The organism is Acinetobacter sp. 231_lipA, assembly GCF_058243005.1.
Genome location: NZ_JBZAYU010000001.1, coordinates 3,080,648 through 3,097,351, shown reverse-complemented (window position 1 = coordinate 3,097,351; position 16,704 = coordinate 3,080,648). Strand labels below are relative to the sequence as shown.

General features: G+C 41.5%; 14 protein-coding genes. 3 read left to right on the top strand and 11 right to left on the bottom strand.

What is annotated here, in order from left to right:
• Positions 1-163 precede the first annotated feature (163 nt).
• A complete protein-coding gene (locus AC4CUX_RS15090; RefSeq protein ID WP_279691392.1) occupies positions 164-1,063 on the bottom strand; it encodes a LysR family transcriptional regulator in 900 nt (299 codons plus the stop codon).
• Positions 1,064-1,163: 100 nt separating this feature from the next.
• On the opposite strand from AC4CUX_RS15090, the gene AC4CUX_RS15085 reads away from it, so the two are divergent.
• Both AC4CUX_RS15085 and AC4CUX_RS15080 read left to right on the top strand, forming a co-directional pair.
• Positions 1,164-1,580, top strand: a complete 417-nt coding sequence (locus AC4CUX_RS15085) for a CidA/LrgA family protein (RefSeq protein WP_490747750.1) — start codon at positions 1,164-1,166, stop codon at positions 1,578-1,580.
• Between the two features lie 9 nt (positions 1,581-1,589).
• On the top strand, positions 1,590-2,291 hold the full coding sequence (locus AC4CUX_RS15080; protein ID WP_490747751.1) for an LrgB family protein: 702 nt from the start codon (positions 1,590-1,592) through the stop codon (positions 2,289-2,291).
• Between the two features lie 19 nt (positions 2,292-2,310).
• Here AC4CUX_RS15080 and AC4CUX_RS15075 read toward each other — a convergent pair whose 3' ends face one another.
• The 10 genes from AC4CUX_RS15075 to AC4CUX_RS15030 all read right to left on the bottom strand — a co-directional run bounded on the left by AC4CUX_RS15075 (position 2,311) and on the right by AC4CUX_RS15030 (position 15,509).
• Positions 2,311-3,537 carry an MFS transporter gene (locus AC4CUX_RS15075; RefSeq protein WP_490792505.1) on the bottom strand — a complete coding sequence of 409 codons (1,227 nt, stop codon included), beginning with the start codon at positions 3,535-3,537 and terminating at the stop codon, positions 2,311-2,313.
• A 75-nt stretch (positions 3,538-3,612) separates the two neighbouring features.
• Positions 3,613-5,886 carry a TonB-dependent receptor gene (locus AC4CUX_RS15070; RefSeq protein ID WP_490747753.1) on the bottom strand — a complete coding sequence of 758 codons (2,274 nt, stop codon included), beginning with the start codon at positions 5,884-5,886 and terminating at the stop codon, positions 3,613-3,615.
• A gap of 15 nt (positions 5,887-5,901) precedes the next feature.
• Positions 5,902-7,161 carry an MFS transporter gene (locus AC4CUX_RS15065; RefSeq protein ID WP_490747754.1) on the bottom strand — a complete coding sequence of 420 codons (1,260 nt, stop codon included), beginning with the start codon at positions 7,159-7,161 and terminating at the stop codon, positions 5,902-5,904.
• Positions 7,149-7,529: a hypothetical protein gene (locus AC4CUX_RS15060; protein ID WP_279698588.1), complete on the bottom strand. Its 381-nt coding sequence runs from the start codon at positions 7,527-7,529 to the stop codon at positions 7,149-7,151. The genes AC4CUX_RS15065 and AC4CUX_RS15060 overlap by 13 nt, the downstream gene beginning before the upstream one ends.
• Complete coding sequence (locus AC4CUX_RS15055; RefSeq protein ID WP_279698587.1) at positions 7,526-8,170, bottom strand: GNAT family N-acetyltransferase; 645 nt, start codon at positions 8,168-8,170, stop codon at positions 7,526-7,528. The genes AC4CUX_RS15060 and AC4CUX_RS15055 overlap by 4 nt, the downstream gene beginning before the upstream one ends.
• A 28-nt stretch (positions 8,171-8,198) precedes the next feature.
• Positions 8,199-10,034, bottom strand: a complete 1,836-nt coding sequence (locus tag AC4CUX_RS15050) for an IucA/IucC family protein (protein ID WP_490747756.1) — start codon at positions 10,032-10,034, stop codon at positions 8,199-8,201.
• On the bottom strand, positions 10,031-11,482 hold the full coding sequence (locus AC4CUX_RS15045; protein ID WP_490747757.1) for a lysine N(6)-hydroxylase/L-ornithine N(5)-oxygenase family protein: 1,452 nt from the start codon (positions 11,480-11,482) through the stop codon (positions 10,031-10,033). The genes AC4CUX_RS15050 and AC4CUX_RS15045 overlap by 4 nt, the downstream gene beginning before the upstream one ends.
• The gene (locus AC4CUX_RS15040) at positions 11,475-13,259 is read right to left on the bottom strand and encodes an IucA/IucC family protein (protein WP_490792504.1); all 1,785 of its coding nucleotides are present in this window, start codon (positions 13,257-13,259) and stop codon (positions 11,475-11,477) included. Before AC4CUX_RS15040 ends, AC4CUX_RS15045 begins: the two co-directional genes overlap by 8 nt.
• Positions 13,260-13,677: 418 nt before the next feature.
• Positions 13,678-14,145, bottom strand: a complete 468-nt coding sequence (ybaK, locus tag AC4CUX_RS15035; protein ID WP_126036314.1) for a Cys-tRNA(Pro) deacylase — start codon at positions 14,143-14,145, stop codon at positions 13,678-13,680.
• 167 nt (positions 14,146-14,312) lie between these two features.
• Positions 14,313-15,509: an alkane 1-monooxygenase gene (locus AC4CUX_RS15030; RefSeq protein WP_490792503.1), complete on the bottom strand. Its 1,197-nt coding sequence runs from the start codon at positions 15,507-15,509 to the stop codon at positions 14,313-14,315.
• A 169-nt stretch (positions 15,510-15,678) separates the two neighbouring features.
• On the opposite strand from AC4CUX_RS15030, the gene AC4CUX_RS15025 reads away from it, so the two are divergent.
• Positions 15,679-16,611: a helix-turn-helix transcriptional regulator gene (locus tag AC4CUX_RS15025; RefSeq protein ID WP_490747759.1), complete on the top strand. Its 933-nt coding sequence runs from the start codon at positions 15,679-15,681 to the stop codon at positions 16,609-16,611.
• Positions 16,612-16,704: the final 93 nt, after the last annotated feature.

Here is a 16,704-nt window from a genome sequence, read left to right as displayed (position 1 = left end):
CGGGCACAGAGACTTTGATCTGATTTTATGAAACATTTTTGTTTACTTATTAATCAATAAATTGGTATTTAGACATTTTTTTGTAAGCATAAGGTAACACTAGGTAATCAAAACGTAACCAGAGTGATCATTTTTTAATAAAGCGTGTCTGAAGATGAAATATCTAAAAATGAATTTGATCTTTATATTCATCAATGATCGATAACCATGCACGTGTTGCAGGATTCATCACCACGGTTGAATTCCATGCCATATTTAAGTTCCAACGTAAGCTGGGTTGTTCCACTAAACTGACACTGAATTTTGCGCGATCTAACTGCTCACAATAAATTTGCGGCAATAAAGCAATACCGACACCTGACTCGACCATTTTGGCAATAAAGTCCCACTGGCTACTTTTGCATAACACTTTGGGTTCAAAACCAGCCGCCATCGCCGCATCTAGAATCACATGGTTTAAAGTAAAGGTGTCTGCATACAGTAAAAATGACTCTTCTTTAAGTTCAGCAAACTGCACCACATTGCGCTTTCTCCACTGTGAATCGTAGTTGGAAAGCAAACACAACGGTGAATCGATAATTTGAATGCCTTGAATGCTGGGTTTTAACTCGCCCAATAAAATCCCAACGTCAATTTTTTTGGCCAAAATGGCTTCTTCAATGCCTGTCGCGCCGACTTCTAAAAAGTTCAATTCAATGTTGGGATACAATTTGTGAAATTTAACGATTAAGGAACTCAGCAGTACTGAACCTAAAGGTGGTAAACCCAATCTCAGCACACCTTGTTTCAGCCCACGAATTTGATCTGCTGCTTCAAAGATCTGTTGTTCTTGCTGTAAAATCTGCAGGGCATGCAGATAGACTTGTTCTCCCATATAGGTCAGTTTGACTTCTCGCTTACGCCCTGCCTCGCCTTTATGAAATAGAGGCAGTCCTATCTCGTCTTCTAACTGTTTTAAAGATTTACTAATAGTGGGTTGAGTTACAGATAGCTCCTCCGCTGCAAGACTAAAACTGTGACTTTTCACCAGCTGCACAAATATTTTTAGCGCTTTAAAATCCAAAATTATTCCAATTAAGCATAATTATTATTTTATTATTCATAATTACACGATCAGGTCAAACTTAAAATAACACCAACAACTTATACCCTGTGGTCTTCCAATGCATTCGTTCAAATTGCCTTATCGTTCTACTCTTCAAGTAGGTTTGCTGATTGGGATTTGGTATCTCGGAACGCTGATACAAATCGCCCTGTCTTTACCGATATCAGGTGGGGTCGTGGGTCTAACGCTTTTACTTATTTCTCTGTTAGCGGGTGTATTTAAGCTGGACTGGATTAAGTCAGGTTCGGATTTGCTTTTAGCTGAACTGTTGTTGTTTTTTATTCCCTGTATTATTGGCTTAATCAAATATAAACATCTTTTTCTCACCCAAGGTTGGCAACTGGTTTTATCTATTGTCCTTGGGACGATTTGCGTGATGACCTGCACTGCTTACTGTGTTTTCTTGGGCTTTAAGCTTGAGGCCAAGTTTCAAAAAAAGCCGAAGCAATCACATCAGCTGAAAAGTCACATTTAAGGAACGATCATGCATATTCACTTCGTTGCCTTGATCTGTTTTATCGGAACTATATTGGCCTATCTTTGGGGTAAAAAGTTTTATCAGAAACACCCGTATGTATTGCTCTCACCAGCGGTTTTTATTCCCTGCCTGATTATTTTGTGTCTGGTGTTTTTCAACATTCAGTATGACAACTATATGTATTACAGCAAATGGTTAGTCTGGATGTTAGGTCCTGCAACGGTCGCATTTGCCATCCCAATCTATGAATATCGCAAAGTCATTCAACAGCATGCTTTTTCAATTGCTTTAGGCATAATCGTGGGTATGTTGGTTGGCGTAGTCAGCTCTTTTTACTTGGCACGTTTATTCCATTTTGATGCTGTGACCAGTTACAGTCTGATGAGCCGCTCTATCTCTACCCCTTTTGCCATGGAAGTCACGCAAGCCGTCGGAGGCTCAGTCGAGCTGGTGATATTATTCACTGTGATTACGGGTATCGTTGGTGGACTCTTGGCTAACAGCGTATTGCTTGTTCTAAAATTGGATTCTAAATTTGCTCAAGGTGCATCATTGGGTAGTGCCGCACATGGTTTTGGTACCAGTACTGCTTTCAGACGTCATAAAGAAGAAGGTGTCGCGGCCTGCCTCAGTATGGTTTTGGCCGGTATTTTCATGGTGCTGTTTGGCCCAAGTTTAATTCACGCTGTCGTTTATCTTCTTGGTTAATCATCTTCGATAAAGGATCTCAAGCCATGCTACTTAAATCCTTGTTGGTTTGTATGTGTTTAAAGCTAAAGTACATCATCAGCCCCGTCATCAACGCCAATAAAAAATAATAGGGTAAATGTTGATTCCATTGATATAAGCCTGTACTTAGTAAAGGTGCAAAAACGAAACTCAGTGCTTGCGTAGCTGTGCATAAACTGGCAATTTTAGTTTGTAGCGTGGCTGGTGCGGTTTGCGCTGCCCCCGTGGTAAAAGCTGGAATTAAACAGGCCACGGCGATACCATAAAAAATATAAGCTGCTTGGAAAGTCCAAATCTGACTGGCACTCAGTGAAAGTAATAAACCTAAAACCATCGTCACAAGACCGATCCAAAGTAATTGTTTAATTGACCATTTAAACCATTTTGAAATCGCCAGTTGCATCAAAACCAGTGCTATCCCCACAATCAATGAACACTGAGAAAAATACATTGCACTTTGGTAGGTATCAAAATGGAATCGATCTTGGATATAAAAACCCGCAGTTAAATTCAGGGTAACAATAGCGACATATAAGCTAAAGCCCAGCAATAACCAAATCCCTAACTTTGACCATTGCAGCTTTTCTGTAGACACGTCTTGTAATTTCGCTGTGGTTTCGTCCCGTTCTTGTGTCTGTGACGCTTGCTTCCCTTGAAAGCCTAGTACAATCCAAGCCGCCATAGCCGTTAGAATAGCCACTGCACCCCACAATGGTGTCAACATGCTCCATGTCAACAATAATGTCGTCGCTAAAGGACCTATCACCACGCCTAAACTGTTCAGCGCGCCAAACTTCGCCATATTCTGGCTACGTTCCTGTTCACTTTGAAAAGCCGTCATAACATAACTTTGCAGCGCAATTTGTGGCATCGCCATAAAAAAGCCAGTACTGGCACGTGTCAATATGAGTAAGCTAAACAAAACAATAAACGACATGGCATAACTCAGCCCATAACTGAGTACCGCCGCAAATAAGCCCCAAGTGATCGCCATACCGATAAAACCGATACTTAAAAGCTGATAAATACTAAATTTTTGGGTTTGTTTAGAAATATAAATAGCTGAGATGGCCATCACCAAAGCACCAGCCGAAACCAATGTACCCCCTTGCAGTTCCGTCAGCCCCAGTTGCCGAATAAACGGTGCAAGTAAAGGTAAAATCATCGAAAAACAAGCGCCATTGGCAAGGCTGCCTGCAATAAAGATTTTGTTATTGCTATTCATTTTATTATTTAAACCATTTCTTAAAGCGAGATTACAAAGCAAAGAGGTAGCTGAAAGCTACCTCTGGTTGTGCAATTAGTATTTTAATGTGTAGCTCAAACCATAGGTTCGACCTTGAGCAGCTAAGCTTGAAATGGCGCCATAGGTTGGTGCGACAGCCTGACTAAATACAGTTTTATAGTCTGCATTCCATACGTTATACACACCAAAGCCCACAGTACCAGGACCTGCTTTGGCATTGGCTATAACGTCCATTGTTGCGAAACCTTTGATTTCAGCAGGAAGCGTTGAACCATACTTTACCGCATCTTTTTTGGCTTTATCTGTACCACCGATAGCAAGAGATTGAACGCGCAGGCTCATATCGTTGTTAAACTGCCACTCAGAAAATGCCGTGCCTTTTAGTGGTGCAACACGGATTGCATCTAGCTCTTGCCACTTTCCTGCGGTATTTTTAAATTGTCCGCGGGTGTAAGCCATGGTTCCACCCACTGTCCAATTTGGCTGCAGTCGATATGACAGATTTCCTTCAACACCATAAACGCGCTCATCGGTATCTAGTACTTCAATCGTGTAGTTGGGACGGCCAAACTTTAAACTTTTATCTGAGTCATTATAGAAAGTGGTGACACTTGCATTTAAACCGTTTTCAGCTTGTACACGCCATCCCAGCTCATAGTTATTGACTTTAATTGGATCAATAGTTTGACTATTCACAGTAAAATTTGCGGGTACATCACGAAGCATACGTTGAATGTCTGGTAGACTTGAGCCCTGAGAAAAATTTGCGAAAACTTGTTGAGCATCCGTCAAATGATATACAGCACCAAGATTAAATAATGTTGCATCATGTTTGATCGTACCACCATTTAAAGCAACTGGTGTATATGTTGGAATAGCATCTGCAACCATCGCTTCACTGTAAGGAATCGAGTCCTGAACTTCACTATCAATACGCTCATGACGAATGCCAGCTTGTAGATTTAAGTGATCCGTAACATCGAATTGTGTTTGTAAGAAAAGACCAAATTTCGACGTATCAACATCTGGACCAAAGGCATATTCATTTTGTGGATCGAGTGTCAAACCATTACTCGCCATAAAGGTTCCAAGATTATATTGTTGTGCAGTCTGAGAACCTTGCTCAAAATCATAATCCACACCATAAGTTAGGTTTAGACTACGGCTACCCAGATCAAAGGCTTTTTGTAAAGCAAGTCGAGCGCCCCATACATCAATATCAGTTTCAGATTGCGTTACGATATATGTACCACCACTTGGAATTGCAGAATGTGCTAAATAATTTGCACTTGGATAAAAACGCCCTGTTTCTGAACGATAATAAGCTTCCGCATTTAATATCTGCCCTAATAAATCTTGATGCTCATATTGCAGATTAAAGTTCGAACGTTTGGTTCTTGGCTGAGTATCGAGATCTAAACCTTTTACAGCATTTAAAGTCGGCTCCGCACCAAACAGGACAGCTAAGCCTGTACCATAATCAGGACCATACTCACTATCTTGCTCATCATTATAATATTGCGCACCAAAGCTTAGCTTTTGATTGTCAGTAAATTGCCAACTTAGACGACCATTCACATCGACAGTTTCTGTATCTTGACGATCAGTCTGGGCAACCTCAGGTCCAATACGATCACCGTGACTATCTTGAAATTCGCCACGTTTGTTATAACTCGCACCCAAATAACCACTTACATCACCTTGATTAAAGGCAACCGATTGGAATGCTTCATATGCCATAGCATCGCTACGGATATTATCACCAGACGTCACACCGAGTTTAGATTCAAAGCTCAGTGCATCATCACTACCTTTTTTTGTAATGATATTGATAATACCGCCTGTCGCACCTGCACCATAGATACTACTTGCACCTGATACCACTTCGATACGTTCAATCGAATTTGGGCTGATGCTATTCAACTGACGTGAGCTATCACGAGAACCTGTCTGAGGCACGCCATCAATCATGTATTGCACCGCACGACCACGCATGGTCATCCCGTAGTTACTGGTTGTGCCTGAACTTGGTGTTAATGAAGGAATTAAAAAGCCAATAATGTCAGCAGTTGAGCGACCTGCGTTGGCCTGTTTCTCAATTTCAGCTTGATCGATGCTATAAACAGTGCCTGCAATGTCCGCAATACTCTTTGCAGAACGGGTTGCTGTCATCACAATCGGTGCAAGTTGTGTGGTTTCTTTTTGTTGGGCTTCAACACCGCTTGTCTGACTTGCTGAATTTGTTAGAACGTTATCTTGAGCATATAACTGTGTACATACAGCCAGTGTTAAACAAGTCAACTGCATAGGTAACATAAAACGGTTCATTTCTTTTTCCTTTTATTAAACTTCTTGATTCAACAGTTTTTGTTGAGTTTTTTGATGACGTGCAATGATGTATTGGCTCAGTAGTACACTGACTACAGATGCAACCGCCAACACCACATAAAAATTGCCATAGCCAAGTGATTTGGCTAAAAAGCCCGATGCGGCTCCCCCGATGAAATAAACCAACAGTTCAAAACACACCAAGATGGTGAAGTCCGTGCCTGCCTGTTCTTTGGAACTGCTTTGCATGAAATAGGCATATAATGAAGTCATCGCGACATAACGAATCGCAAGCATAACAATTACAAATCCCCCCAAGAGCAAATGCCAATGGTTTAACCAGCCCAAAATAATGGCTGCGCCAATCACCCCATACAATGCTGTTCGGCACCACCCCGCCCAAATAAGCAACTGTGTAGCCTGAATTTTTTTCAATAAAAATGCGGCACTCACAGCCGCCAACAAACCAACACCTGCGCCAATTACAGACATCAGCACCCCAATTTGGGCAAGCGTCCATTTTTGGTCAATCAGCATTGGATTGAGCATCGCCATTGCTGGTGCTTCTACCACGCGATAACACAGGATCAGTGCCAAGGCAGATAAAATTTCAGGACGTTTGAAAGCACGGGCTAAGCTAGGCGCTTGTTTGACAATATTTGTCTGTTCGTTTGCATTTTCTTGAATATAAAAAACAGCAAACATCGTTAAAGCGGTCATGAGTGCTAAACACACCAATGCGCTTTCCCAACCGTAATATTGGTATAGCCATAATGTCGCTGCACCCCCCAACATACTCCCCAAAGCGATCCCTATACTCTGAGCCATACTGCCTAGACGATATTCAGACGCTGAAAAAGTTTCTACGGTATAACCATCTATGGCAATGTCTTGGGTCGCCGCAAAGCTTGAAATCCACAAGCCAATCACAACAAACACCACCAGTCCGTAAGAGAACTGGGTAAAGGCCAAGGCCAATACTCCAAGTACCAGGGCTACTTGTGTAAAGAGCAGCCATGTTTTTCGTTTACCTAACTTCATGATATAAAGTCGGTCAATGAGTGGTGCCCATAAGAACTTAAAGGCCCATGGAATATAAAGCAGCGACAGCATTCCAATCCAACGTAAATCTACCCCCTGATGTCGCAAAATAGCGGGTAATGCCACATTGTAAAAATACAAAGGCAAGGCATGTGCCAGATATAAAACAATGACAACGGCTAAGCTCAAAGCTGAGATTTGGCTTGTTGCTCTTTGTGTATTTAGGTTTTGCATATCCACCTCTGCACTGCCCATTGCAGTGCATCAGAATGATCAAGTGTGACGTAGTAAGGCACCCGCCATGCAGCATGCAGTGAAGGTGTATTCAGTCGTTCTTGATCGGTTGGGTCTTGTGCAATTCGAACCAGACCCAAGCAGTATTGAAAAAAAAGTTGTTTGTATTTTTTGTACCAAACCGCTTGCAATTGACGGTATTCCTCAGGAAATTCCGTACCGATATCGATTTGCATGACCAAAACAAAGTGCTGTTTTTTTAAGAAAAAACGTTCGACTTGACTGAGCCATTGTTCAAATTCAGCGACAGTGACATGCGCCGAAAAGCGCATGTCCATGATTTGTATATGTTCTGAGCTATAGCTCATGTAAGTTCCTCAGTCCTATTGAGTGGATTAGGGTTTTGCATAAATGCATTTGAATCAGTTAAATACCCTCCAAATTTTTCATAGAATTTTTGTTTAAAGCAGTAATACAACATGGCCGTTTTTTCAGGCATCGGGATCAAGCGCTGCGCCTCATAGCACATTTCTTCGACCACTGCGGCATAGGGTTTAACCGTATGGTCAGGCTCCCCGACAATTTTGTCGGAAGGTGCATTTTCAAAAATATAAAAACCTAATAGCCGCATCACTGGACGCAAGTAGCCTTTACCGAAAGCCGACTTTTCACCAAACAATAAATGCCAACCGAGGTCTAAATCATCACCATCGTAATAACGTCCTAGACGGTCACGCTTGCCTTCATAGATTTCGGTATAGCCCACATCCTGTCCATCCACCCCAACGATCAACAAACGGTGATGGTCATCGGCCAGCATTTTTTCAAAATACACCGCGAGATCAACTTCAGACTTATTCAGCTGCCACTGTGGAATAACATGAGGCTCATGCATCCATTTATGTAACAGTGCTAAGTCCTGCGGATACTGTACTTGGCGCAAGTAAAATTGCGTCTCATTCTCATAGTATTCGTAGAAATCGGGAAGTTGCTGTGAAAGTGTTTTCATATGGTAGCCTGCTAAATTTTTTGGTTTTTTATGATGCAATACGCTTTGTGGTTGTATCGTCAGTTGACTTGGACACCTGCGCTGACCATCGTTTTAAGGTTTCAGGGCTGACAGGATTGGCAATTGGATCTAAAAATACCGGGACAGGACGTTCTGCTTCGTCGTTGTAACTGGTGGTAAATAGACGCACTCGGTTTAAACAAATTTTTTCAAATTCGGCTCTAAACATGGCAAATTTTTCGATGCGTTCTGCCAACTCTGGATGTGCCTGATGAAAAGCATCAATGACAGATGAAATGGTCTGCCAAAATTCAACTTCGCTATGCTCAGGGTAGTCTTGTAGAAATACATTACAGATATAACGGTAATGCACCATAAACAGCCCAGTGAAAATAAAATGGCTGAGTTCATGCGCAGGATGACGCAGTAAAATTTGCCCTTCAATAGGTAAACTTGCCAATTCTGGAAAGTCTTCATCAACCAAATTGACATCATCAATAAAGTCTTTCAGCACCATTTTCTGCGGTACGCCATTGGCATGAATAAGCATGGTATTTTCCCCATGTGGAGAAAAAGCCAAGCCATATTTGTACAAGCAGATTAAGAGTGGAGTAACAGAGACTTCGGCAAAGCGTTTTAACCACTGTAATGGACTCAAACCTGACGCTTGAATCAACACGGCTAATATCGACTGTCCGTTGATGTCTCGATGTAATAAAGCCGCTTGAGAAAGTGCCTGTTCACCTGTTCCAATCACTGGATCTACACTTTCACGCCACAAACATCCAAACAGTTCTTTAAACTGATACGGCGCACCTTCAATCTGATCAAAACAAGGCTGATGAATAGTCAAAGTTGCCACTTCACCTAAGAATGCAACGCCAGACTGTTTCAAGTCTGGATCTTGAGTTTGAATCTGCTTTAACCAAGCTGTGACGGCTGGAGCTGCTAAATTTCGTTTAGACGGCAACCCACGATACACCGCAGTATTGAAGATACTGACAGGCAATTTGACATAATGACGCTCAGGCTGACTGATGTTGCAAAGCGTACGAATCGACTGCATAGGTACATAGTCATCTTGCCCAACGCCTAGTTCAATAATGCGCTGATCCACGATTTCATTGGCATAAGTTGGCACTAACCATTGATGCCACTGCCATGCATGTACTGGAATGAGGAAATAATCACCACAAGAGCAACCTCTCTCATGTAATTTTTGTTCAAAATTTGCGAGTTCTTCTGCACTTAACTCATGTTGATAAAGTCTCCCTGCTTGCCACTCCTCGGTGGAACGGAACTCTGCCAAATCACGATGCACCGCGAGCCACAGCACTTTGACCGTTGGCGAAAGTTCAGGAGCGGCACTTAAGTAGTCGTCATAACCAAAACCCATACGACCTTTGCTCATAATCAACCACGGATGACCACGGAGCATACCTTCAATTTCATGATGCGATGCCGTCAATGCTGCTTCACTGCTTAAACGACTTTCATCAAATAAATGCGCCTCGGCTAACCACGTATTGTTCATTTCTTTGATGAGATATGCCTTGGTAAAAGGCTTAACTTCGGTTTGATTTGAAAACGCGCGAATAAAAGTATGTAAGTTCCATGCAGGCAGGTCTTCAACCACGCTCAACTCACGTACTGAACCCTCCTCAATCTGCCAATGTCCCAATAAATAGTTTTGTGCTTTAAAAGTATAGGTTTGATCATCCAACGTCAGCTGGTAACGATTGTCCTTTAAATGGGCCACTTGAATAATTTCTTCATATAAAAATTCAGCAATCGCCATTTCTATTAAGCGCTGTCCTGCCAAACGCCACTGTTTCTGATTCACTTGAAGTTGTGCAAAGCTCATATGATTTTCTCGAATGTATAAGGCTGCATGGAGGGATGTGACCCTGTTTGTATTTTGCGCTGCTCAATATTTTTTGATTTAGGAATCGATGGTGCTAAAGCTGCTGTTCGTCTAATAGATGTGTCATTCTGCACATACATTTCAGGGTTCTGTTCAGGTCTGAAATGCTGAAACGTCTGTTCATTGCTGTCCAGTTCATAAAGCTGATAACCTAGTAGCTGATTGGCGATGGTCGCAGCACGAAATGCGCCTAGGCCTAAATCTGGTGTACCTACACCATGGCTGTGCATTTCTTGGTTTTGCACATAAATTTCCCCCATTGCTGTATGCTGCAAACGATAGTCTTGGCTCACCTTCCAACGCCCCGCTTGATCTGTTGCAATGAAGGGCTTTAAGTATTTTAAAAATGAAAACTCAGGGCTGTAATAACCTGTAGATGCCACTACAAAATCAGCATCCATATAAAAACGTTGCTTGGTTACAGTATGTTCAAGGCTCAAGCGAATGTACTGACTTTCCAGTAACTCAGCATCAAGCAACTGAATTTGTGCATGCAAATGCGTTGCTTGTGCAGCAGAGGCAATACTACGGTGGTAAAGTTTTTGGTAAATCTCACGTATGGTTTTGGCACTAATACCTTTGTACAGCAAACCTTGATCTTTTAACTGCGCTGCTTTTTGTGTTTCTGAGAGTCTATAAAAATATTGGGTATAGTTCGGACTAAAATGTTCCAAGCCCAATGGTGCATATTCCATCGGAAAAAAGCCATTGGAACGCGTCAGCCAATGCAACTTAAAGTTAGCCGTTGGTACACCATCATGTTGATACTGCTGATCAAACAAATCTAAAAAGACTTCAGCAGAAGACTGTCCTGAGCCTAAGACCACAACATTGCCTTTGAGCTTGCCTTTTTTATGGGTTAAGTACTCTGCTGAATGGATACATTTTTCAGGGGCTTGTTGTTGTAACTTACGCAGACATTCAGGCAAATAAGGCTGGTTGCCCGAACCAATCACCAAGTTTCGACACAAATAACGAATAAAACGGCCACCTTGCTCAACCACCACCTCAAAACCTTCGCTTTTGGCATAAATGGCCTTCACCGTTGACTGGTACTGTATATGACCCAGTTGATCTGCCACCCATTGGCAATAATGGTTATATTCACGGCGCGGAATATGCGGCTGCTCAAGGAAGTAGAACTTATATAAGCGCTGCTGCGATTTTAGGTAATTCAAAAAACTCAACGGACTGGTCGGATCAACCATCGACACCAAATCCGCCATGAATGGAACTTGTAAGACCGTATTGGGAAGTTGCATACCTGCATGCCAGTCGAACTGCGCTTTTTTTTCAAAAAATAGATAGTGCAATTCAGTCTTTTCATGCAGCAAGCTGGCAAGGCTTAAGTTAAATGGCCCAAGGCCAATCGCAATAAAATCAAGCATAGAGAGCATCCTTTTGTTTGATATACAGCGGATTGGCTAACTGAATATAGACAGACTGATTTTCAACGGGTGCAATCAATTCATCCAGTTCATATAAACGAGTCAGTAAATTACCTTTATAAGGCAACGTCGGTTGATACAACAGACTTTGAATCAAACTACTGTCTGGATACTGCTTCAACAGGTCAAAGAGGTGTTGCTGTAAAACAGACAGTAAATCTTGCTCACTTACAAAATCTGTTGCACCGATGGCATTGATGATGCCAAACAAGGTATTGCCAAAGAAATAATAACTAAAACGTTCATCGACAAAAGTCTTTGAACCTACCGCATGGGCTTTATCATGCAGTTCTGGAAATTGTTGTAAAATTTCATCTGCGAATTCTTCGATATAATAAAAACCTTGATTGTCCCGTAGCCATAGCCACTGTGGCCAGCCATCTTTCAACTCAACCAAGACATTTTGCTGATGCGACTCAAAGGCCATACCATAACGATGGTAAACATACATTAGCGGGGTCAGACTGATGTTTAAAAAGGTCTTAAACCAATCAAGAGCAATTTTCGCTTTATCATCTAAATTTTGTTGAGATGCAATCTGATCAAATAATGCATTAAAACGATTGCGATCTTCTACCGGATGATCCTGACACAATGAAGCAATACACGTGACCTGCTGTTCAGGAGTAAACGGCTGATCACGTACAATACAAATCGTTTCATCGATGATTTCACCATCCAACTGAAGAGCAATCCACGCCGGATCATTGACCGCTTTTAGAGTTGGATATTGTTTTAAAATACTTTGCCCTAACTCACTGTGCCAAAGCCGATGCGTCATTTCACCGCGGTGACATTCTTTTGCTAAATTGACGCGAATAGAGTTGGTAATCATCACTGAAAGCGAAGGTTTCAGCATCCACGGCGCGTTAAAACTCGCCAAAGTACGTACAGAAGTGGTTGGTGAAAATATCCATGCTTTTTCACCCAAATCGATGATTTTCAGTTTAGCTTTTAAACTTTTAAACCATACTTTGCTTTGCAAATAGCGGGCTTGCCACGGATGCAGTGGTAGCAGTTTGTAATGTGCATATGCAGCTAAGGTTTCAAGTTCCGATTCAGACAAATGCCATTTGATTTCTTGTTTAAGTTGTATTGAAAAAGCCTGCTCAAGCGCTGTTCCTTCTGCAATATATTCAGATGCCACCAGCCAATAATGCAGCTGGGTCTGACCACAAGCTTCAGGTGAATATTTTTGCCAGTCCTCATGGACAAAACCTGTTCGGCTTTTCGGTACGGGATGCATGCTATGACCTAAAATCAAAGCCTGTTCAGACTCTATAAAACCTTGTTCAAGCTGTACTAGCGCATCAAAATCCTCTGCCCGAATATTTAAAAACTGTTGTAATGCATCACGACTTTGAATCCAACGCTCAACCACGGATGCAGCATCGACACGGCCTTCGGATTGTTGCACTAACTCTTCTAGTAACAGACTGACCATGGCTACTGCGCTAAAGTTAAGCTTTTGGCCTTTTTGAAAAATTTGCGGTAAAGCCGCAATACGATGTCGCCCAACACGACTGACATAGCTTAACGGAACAAAAAGCTGTGCTTGGATTAAACTAAGCGGCAAAGATAACAGCGTCAAACCTTGGCTAAACGCGAGTTGAGTTGAATTTTGTTGATACTTCTCAAACAAGCTCGCTTGGCCTGTTTCTTGTGAGTATGCATTGACAAGATGCTGCATCGCCAAGCGATTGGCTAGCTCTTTCATCTGACCATTTCCTCTTTTTAAAGCTTATTCCAAGCTCATTTCATGTAATTATGTTTCTTAAAGATGTTCACGTTGACCAACGCTGCAGAAAGTATGTTAATGGTAATTATTATCATTTATCTTTGCAATTTTGTTTACTTTTGAAAATATACGCACTACACCAACATATATTATTGTTTTTTAATACTTTTAAAAATTTAATCAGTTTTTCTAATAAAGCCTATACGAAATTACACCATAGCTTTAAATGATAGTTTATGAATTTATAATTGATTCGAACTATAAAATTTCCCTATATTTCATAAGGAAAAGCCCATTCAGGTGACTGAATGGGCTTTCATTTGTGCTCGAATTAATACTCAAAAGAGCTCAAGACTTAAATCAAATAGGGACGAAGAAGTGAAGACTTCACTGTTCTTTATTCATCCAGTACATCAGCAAAAGTGGCTGAAAGTACTTTTGCTAAATCCTGAGGTTTTAAACCGATATCTAAGCCGCGCTTCCCCCCACTGACATAGAGTTTCTCCAACTGTTGTGCGCTTTGATCGATCACGGTTTTTAACCTTTTTTTCTGTCCAACAGGACTAATCCCACCGACCAAATAACCTGTCAGTCGTTCTGCATCTTTAGGGTCGGACATTTTTAGTTTTTTTGCCCCCACTGCCTGTGCAACTTTTTTCAAGTTTAACTGATGATGTACAGGAAGAATCGCAACAAAATAGTTTTTTTCATCGGTCACTAAAAGTGTTTTAAACACCTCTTCGACACGTAGATTTAATTTTTCTGCGGCTTCAAGCCCAAAGCTTTTTGCATTGGCATCATGTTCATATTCATGAATAGAAAAATCGATTTTATTGGCTTTTAAAAGTTTAGTTGCAGGTGTCATTTCTGTTCAATATTTTCACTACATATTCGGCATTATATGCCTATTCAAAAAGAAAGTTTAGCGGTACACCTATCATGATCATCGAACTTACAGGCACTCAACGAATCAATGACTGTAAGTTCGATGTCAACTATGTATGCAGCTTGTTATCGCTGAAATATCACAATTTAGTCAGCACTTAATCCAAATTTCTTAAAGATTTGAGCACGGCGCTTTGGCAAAATATTGGCTTTGGTCAAATCACCTTCGTAGTGATCGAACACTCGTTGATCCATCATTTTAAACCACAGCTTTGGAATTAACGCTGGAATCAACATCGTGGCATAACCACTCGGTAGCTCAGGGGCTTCATCAAAATGTCTTAAGGACTGAAATGGGCGGGTTGGATAGGCATGATGATCTGAATGGCGTTGTAACTGGTATAAGAATAAGTTAGTCACAATGTTGTTATTATTCCAGCTGTGTTCAGGCATGGTTCGCGCATAGCTGCCATCTTCCTTTTGACTACGCTTTAAACCATAGTGTTCAATATAATTAATAATTTCAAACAGACTCACACCATAAAATGCTTGTGTCACCAGATATGGCGTCACTTTTTTACCAAACAATTTCAACATGACTGCATGAAAACCAGCACTCATCGCCCATCCATGAAACAGTTCATTTTCTTTGGAGAAGAAAGACAGACCTTTTCGTTTTAGGCGTTTATGTTCAATTTCAACAGCCGACTTCAACCCGCCGAAAACGGTACGCGGCCAAAACTCATAAAAAGTCTCGCCCATTTTCGATGAAGCGGGATCTTCTGGCGTTGCAGCACGTTTATGGTGCCCATAAGGATGCTCAATGCGGAAATGGTTGTAGACCAACGGAGCTAAAGTCATATGCGACCAATAATGATCTGATTTTTTAGGACGGTGACACAGCTCATGTGCTGTATTTACTGCTACTCCATTAATTGCCCCCATGGAAACACCCAATAATATTTGGTCGAGCATCGATACATTTTGGCGAGTCACCACATAACCTGCAAACAAATTGGCTGCCATTTGTAGCGGAATGAACAATTTCACAATACGGTCATAGTACGGGTCATTTACCAAGACCTTAATTTCATCATCCGAAGGATTATTTTCATCTGCACCGACCAGACCATCTACCGCAGGAATAATGACATGCAGTAACAGCGGCCCACCCAAAGCGAAGATTTTCTTGGTGGGTTTCGGGCCAAAATGATAGCCCGCTAAAATGCCCATGCCAATCACAGGAAGCCCAGGACTCAATAACCAGCCAAAACGCTTTTTATCGATCCCTGCTGCATTTTTGACGACCACGCTAGCATTCGTCATTTTCACTGATGCATTCATTACCATTCTTCCAATTTTCTTGTTATGCCTTTATATTTCTAGAAATGGGACATAAAGAACAGTTGCTAACGTCCAAGAAAACAGCGTAATCGTCCTTGGCCTGAAATGACTTAAATTGACCCTAAATCAAATATTAAGCCTAAGATATAAAGACTAGAAATCGTAAAGTATGGATGCTTTAAGTAAAATTTTTGAAGATATACACCTCAACCAATCTGAGTACCTCTACCTTAAACCGCATGGTGAGTGGGCTTTTCGCTATACCGAACAATCAACCATGATGGCCTATGCGGTACTTCAAGGACAACTCACTATTTGTTTAGATGCTAAACAAATTATTGTTGCTGAAGTGGGCGACTTGATCTTACTGCCTTCAGGGCCAAGTCATGAGTGTCGCTCCTCAACTACCGACCAACTGTTAGAAGTATTCGATATTTCTGACTCATTTGCCCAAAACCAACACAAAGAAGTCTCTTTTGGCAGTGATGCGACACAACAAAAAACTGTGATCTTGGCCTTACATGCACATATGGACCCCATTATGGCGCGTCCTTTAGTACAGGCCTTACCCGCGTTTATTCACCTTCAGCACAAAGATCTCAGCACGGTTCCTGAATGGTTGCAAATTGGACTGCAATTTCTCGCTCTAGAAGTGCAACGCATACGCCCGGGTCGTGACAAAATTTTGGATCATTTGGTAAGTATTTTATTAATTGAATGTGTACGTGATTATATTGATGCGCTGCAAGACTCGAACAATTGGCTGAGTGCTTTGTCTCACCCTGAACTCTCCAATGCACTTGCAAAAATTCATGCGGAACCTGCACGGCCTTGGACAGTTGAGTCCCTTGCAGAACAGTGTTGTATGTCACGGTCTAAATTTGCCACATTGTTTAGCCAAATTTTAGGCATCAGCCCTTTGGCTTATTTGCAACAACACCGTCTGCGTTTAGCTGCCCAATACCTTCGTAATGGACAAGGTACTATTCAGCAAATTGCACATCGGGTGGGTTATAACTCTGAAACGGCTTTTAGCCAAAGCTTTAAACGACAGTACCAACTGAGCCCAAGCCAATATAGAAATAATCAAAACCCAACTTAAAATGCTCGTCCGTAATGGTTTAATAGCAATCTTCTCTCAGCTTATGTCTTTGTCCGTCGAGATAAATACCCTGAACTTGCAGACAAAGATTAG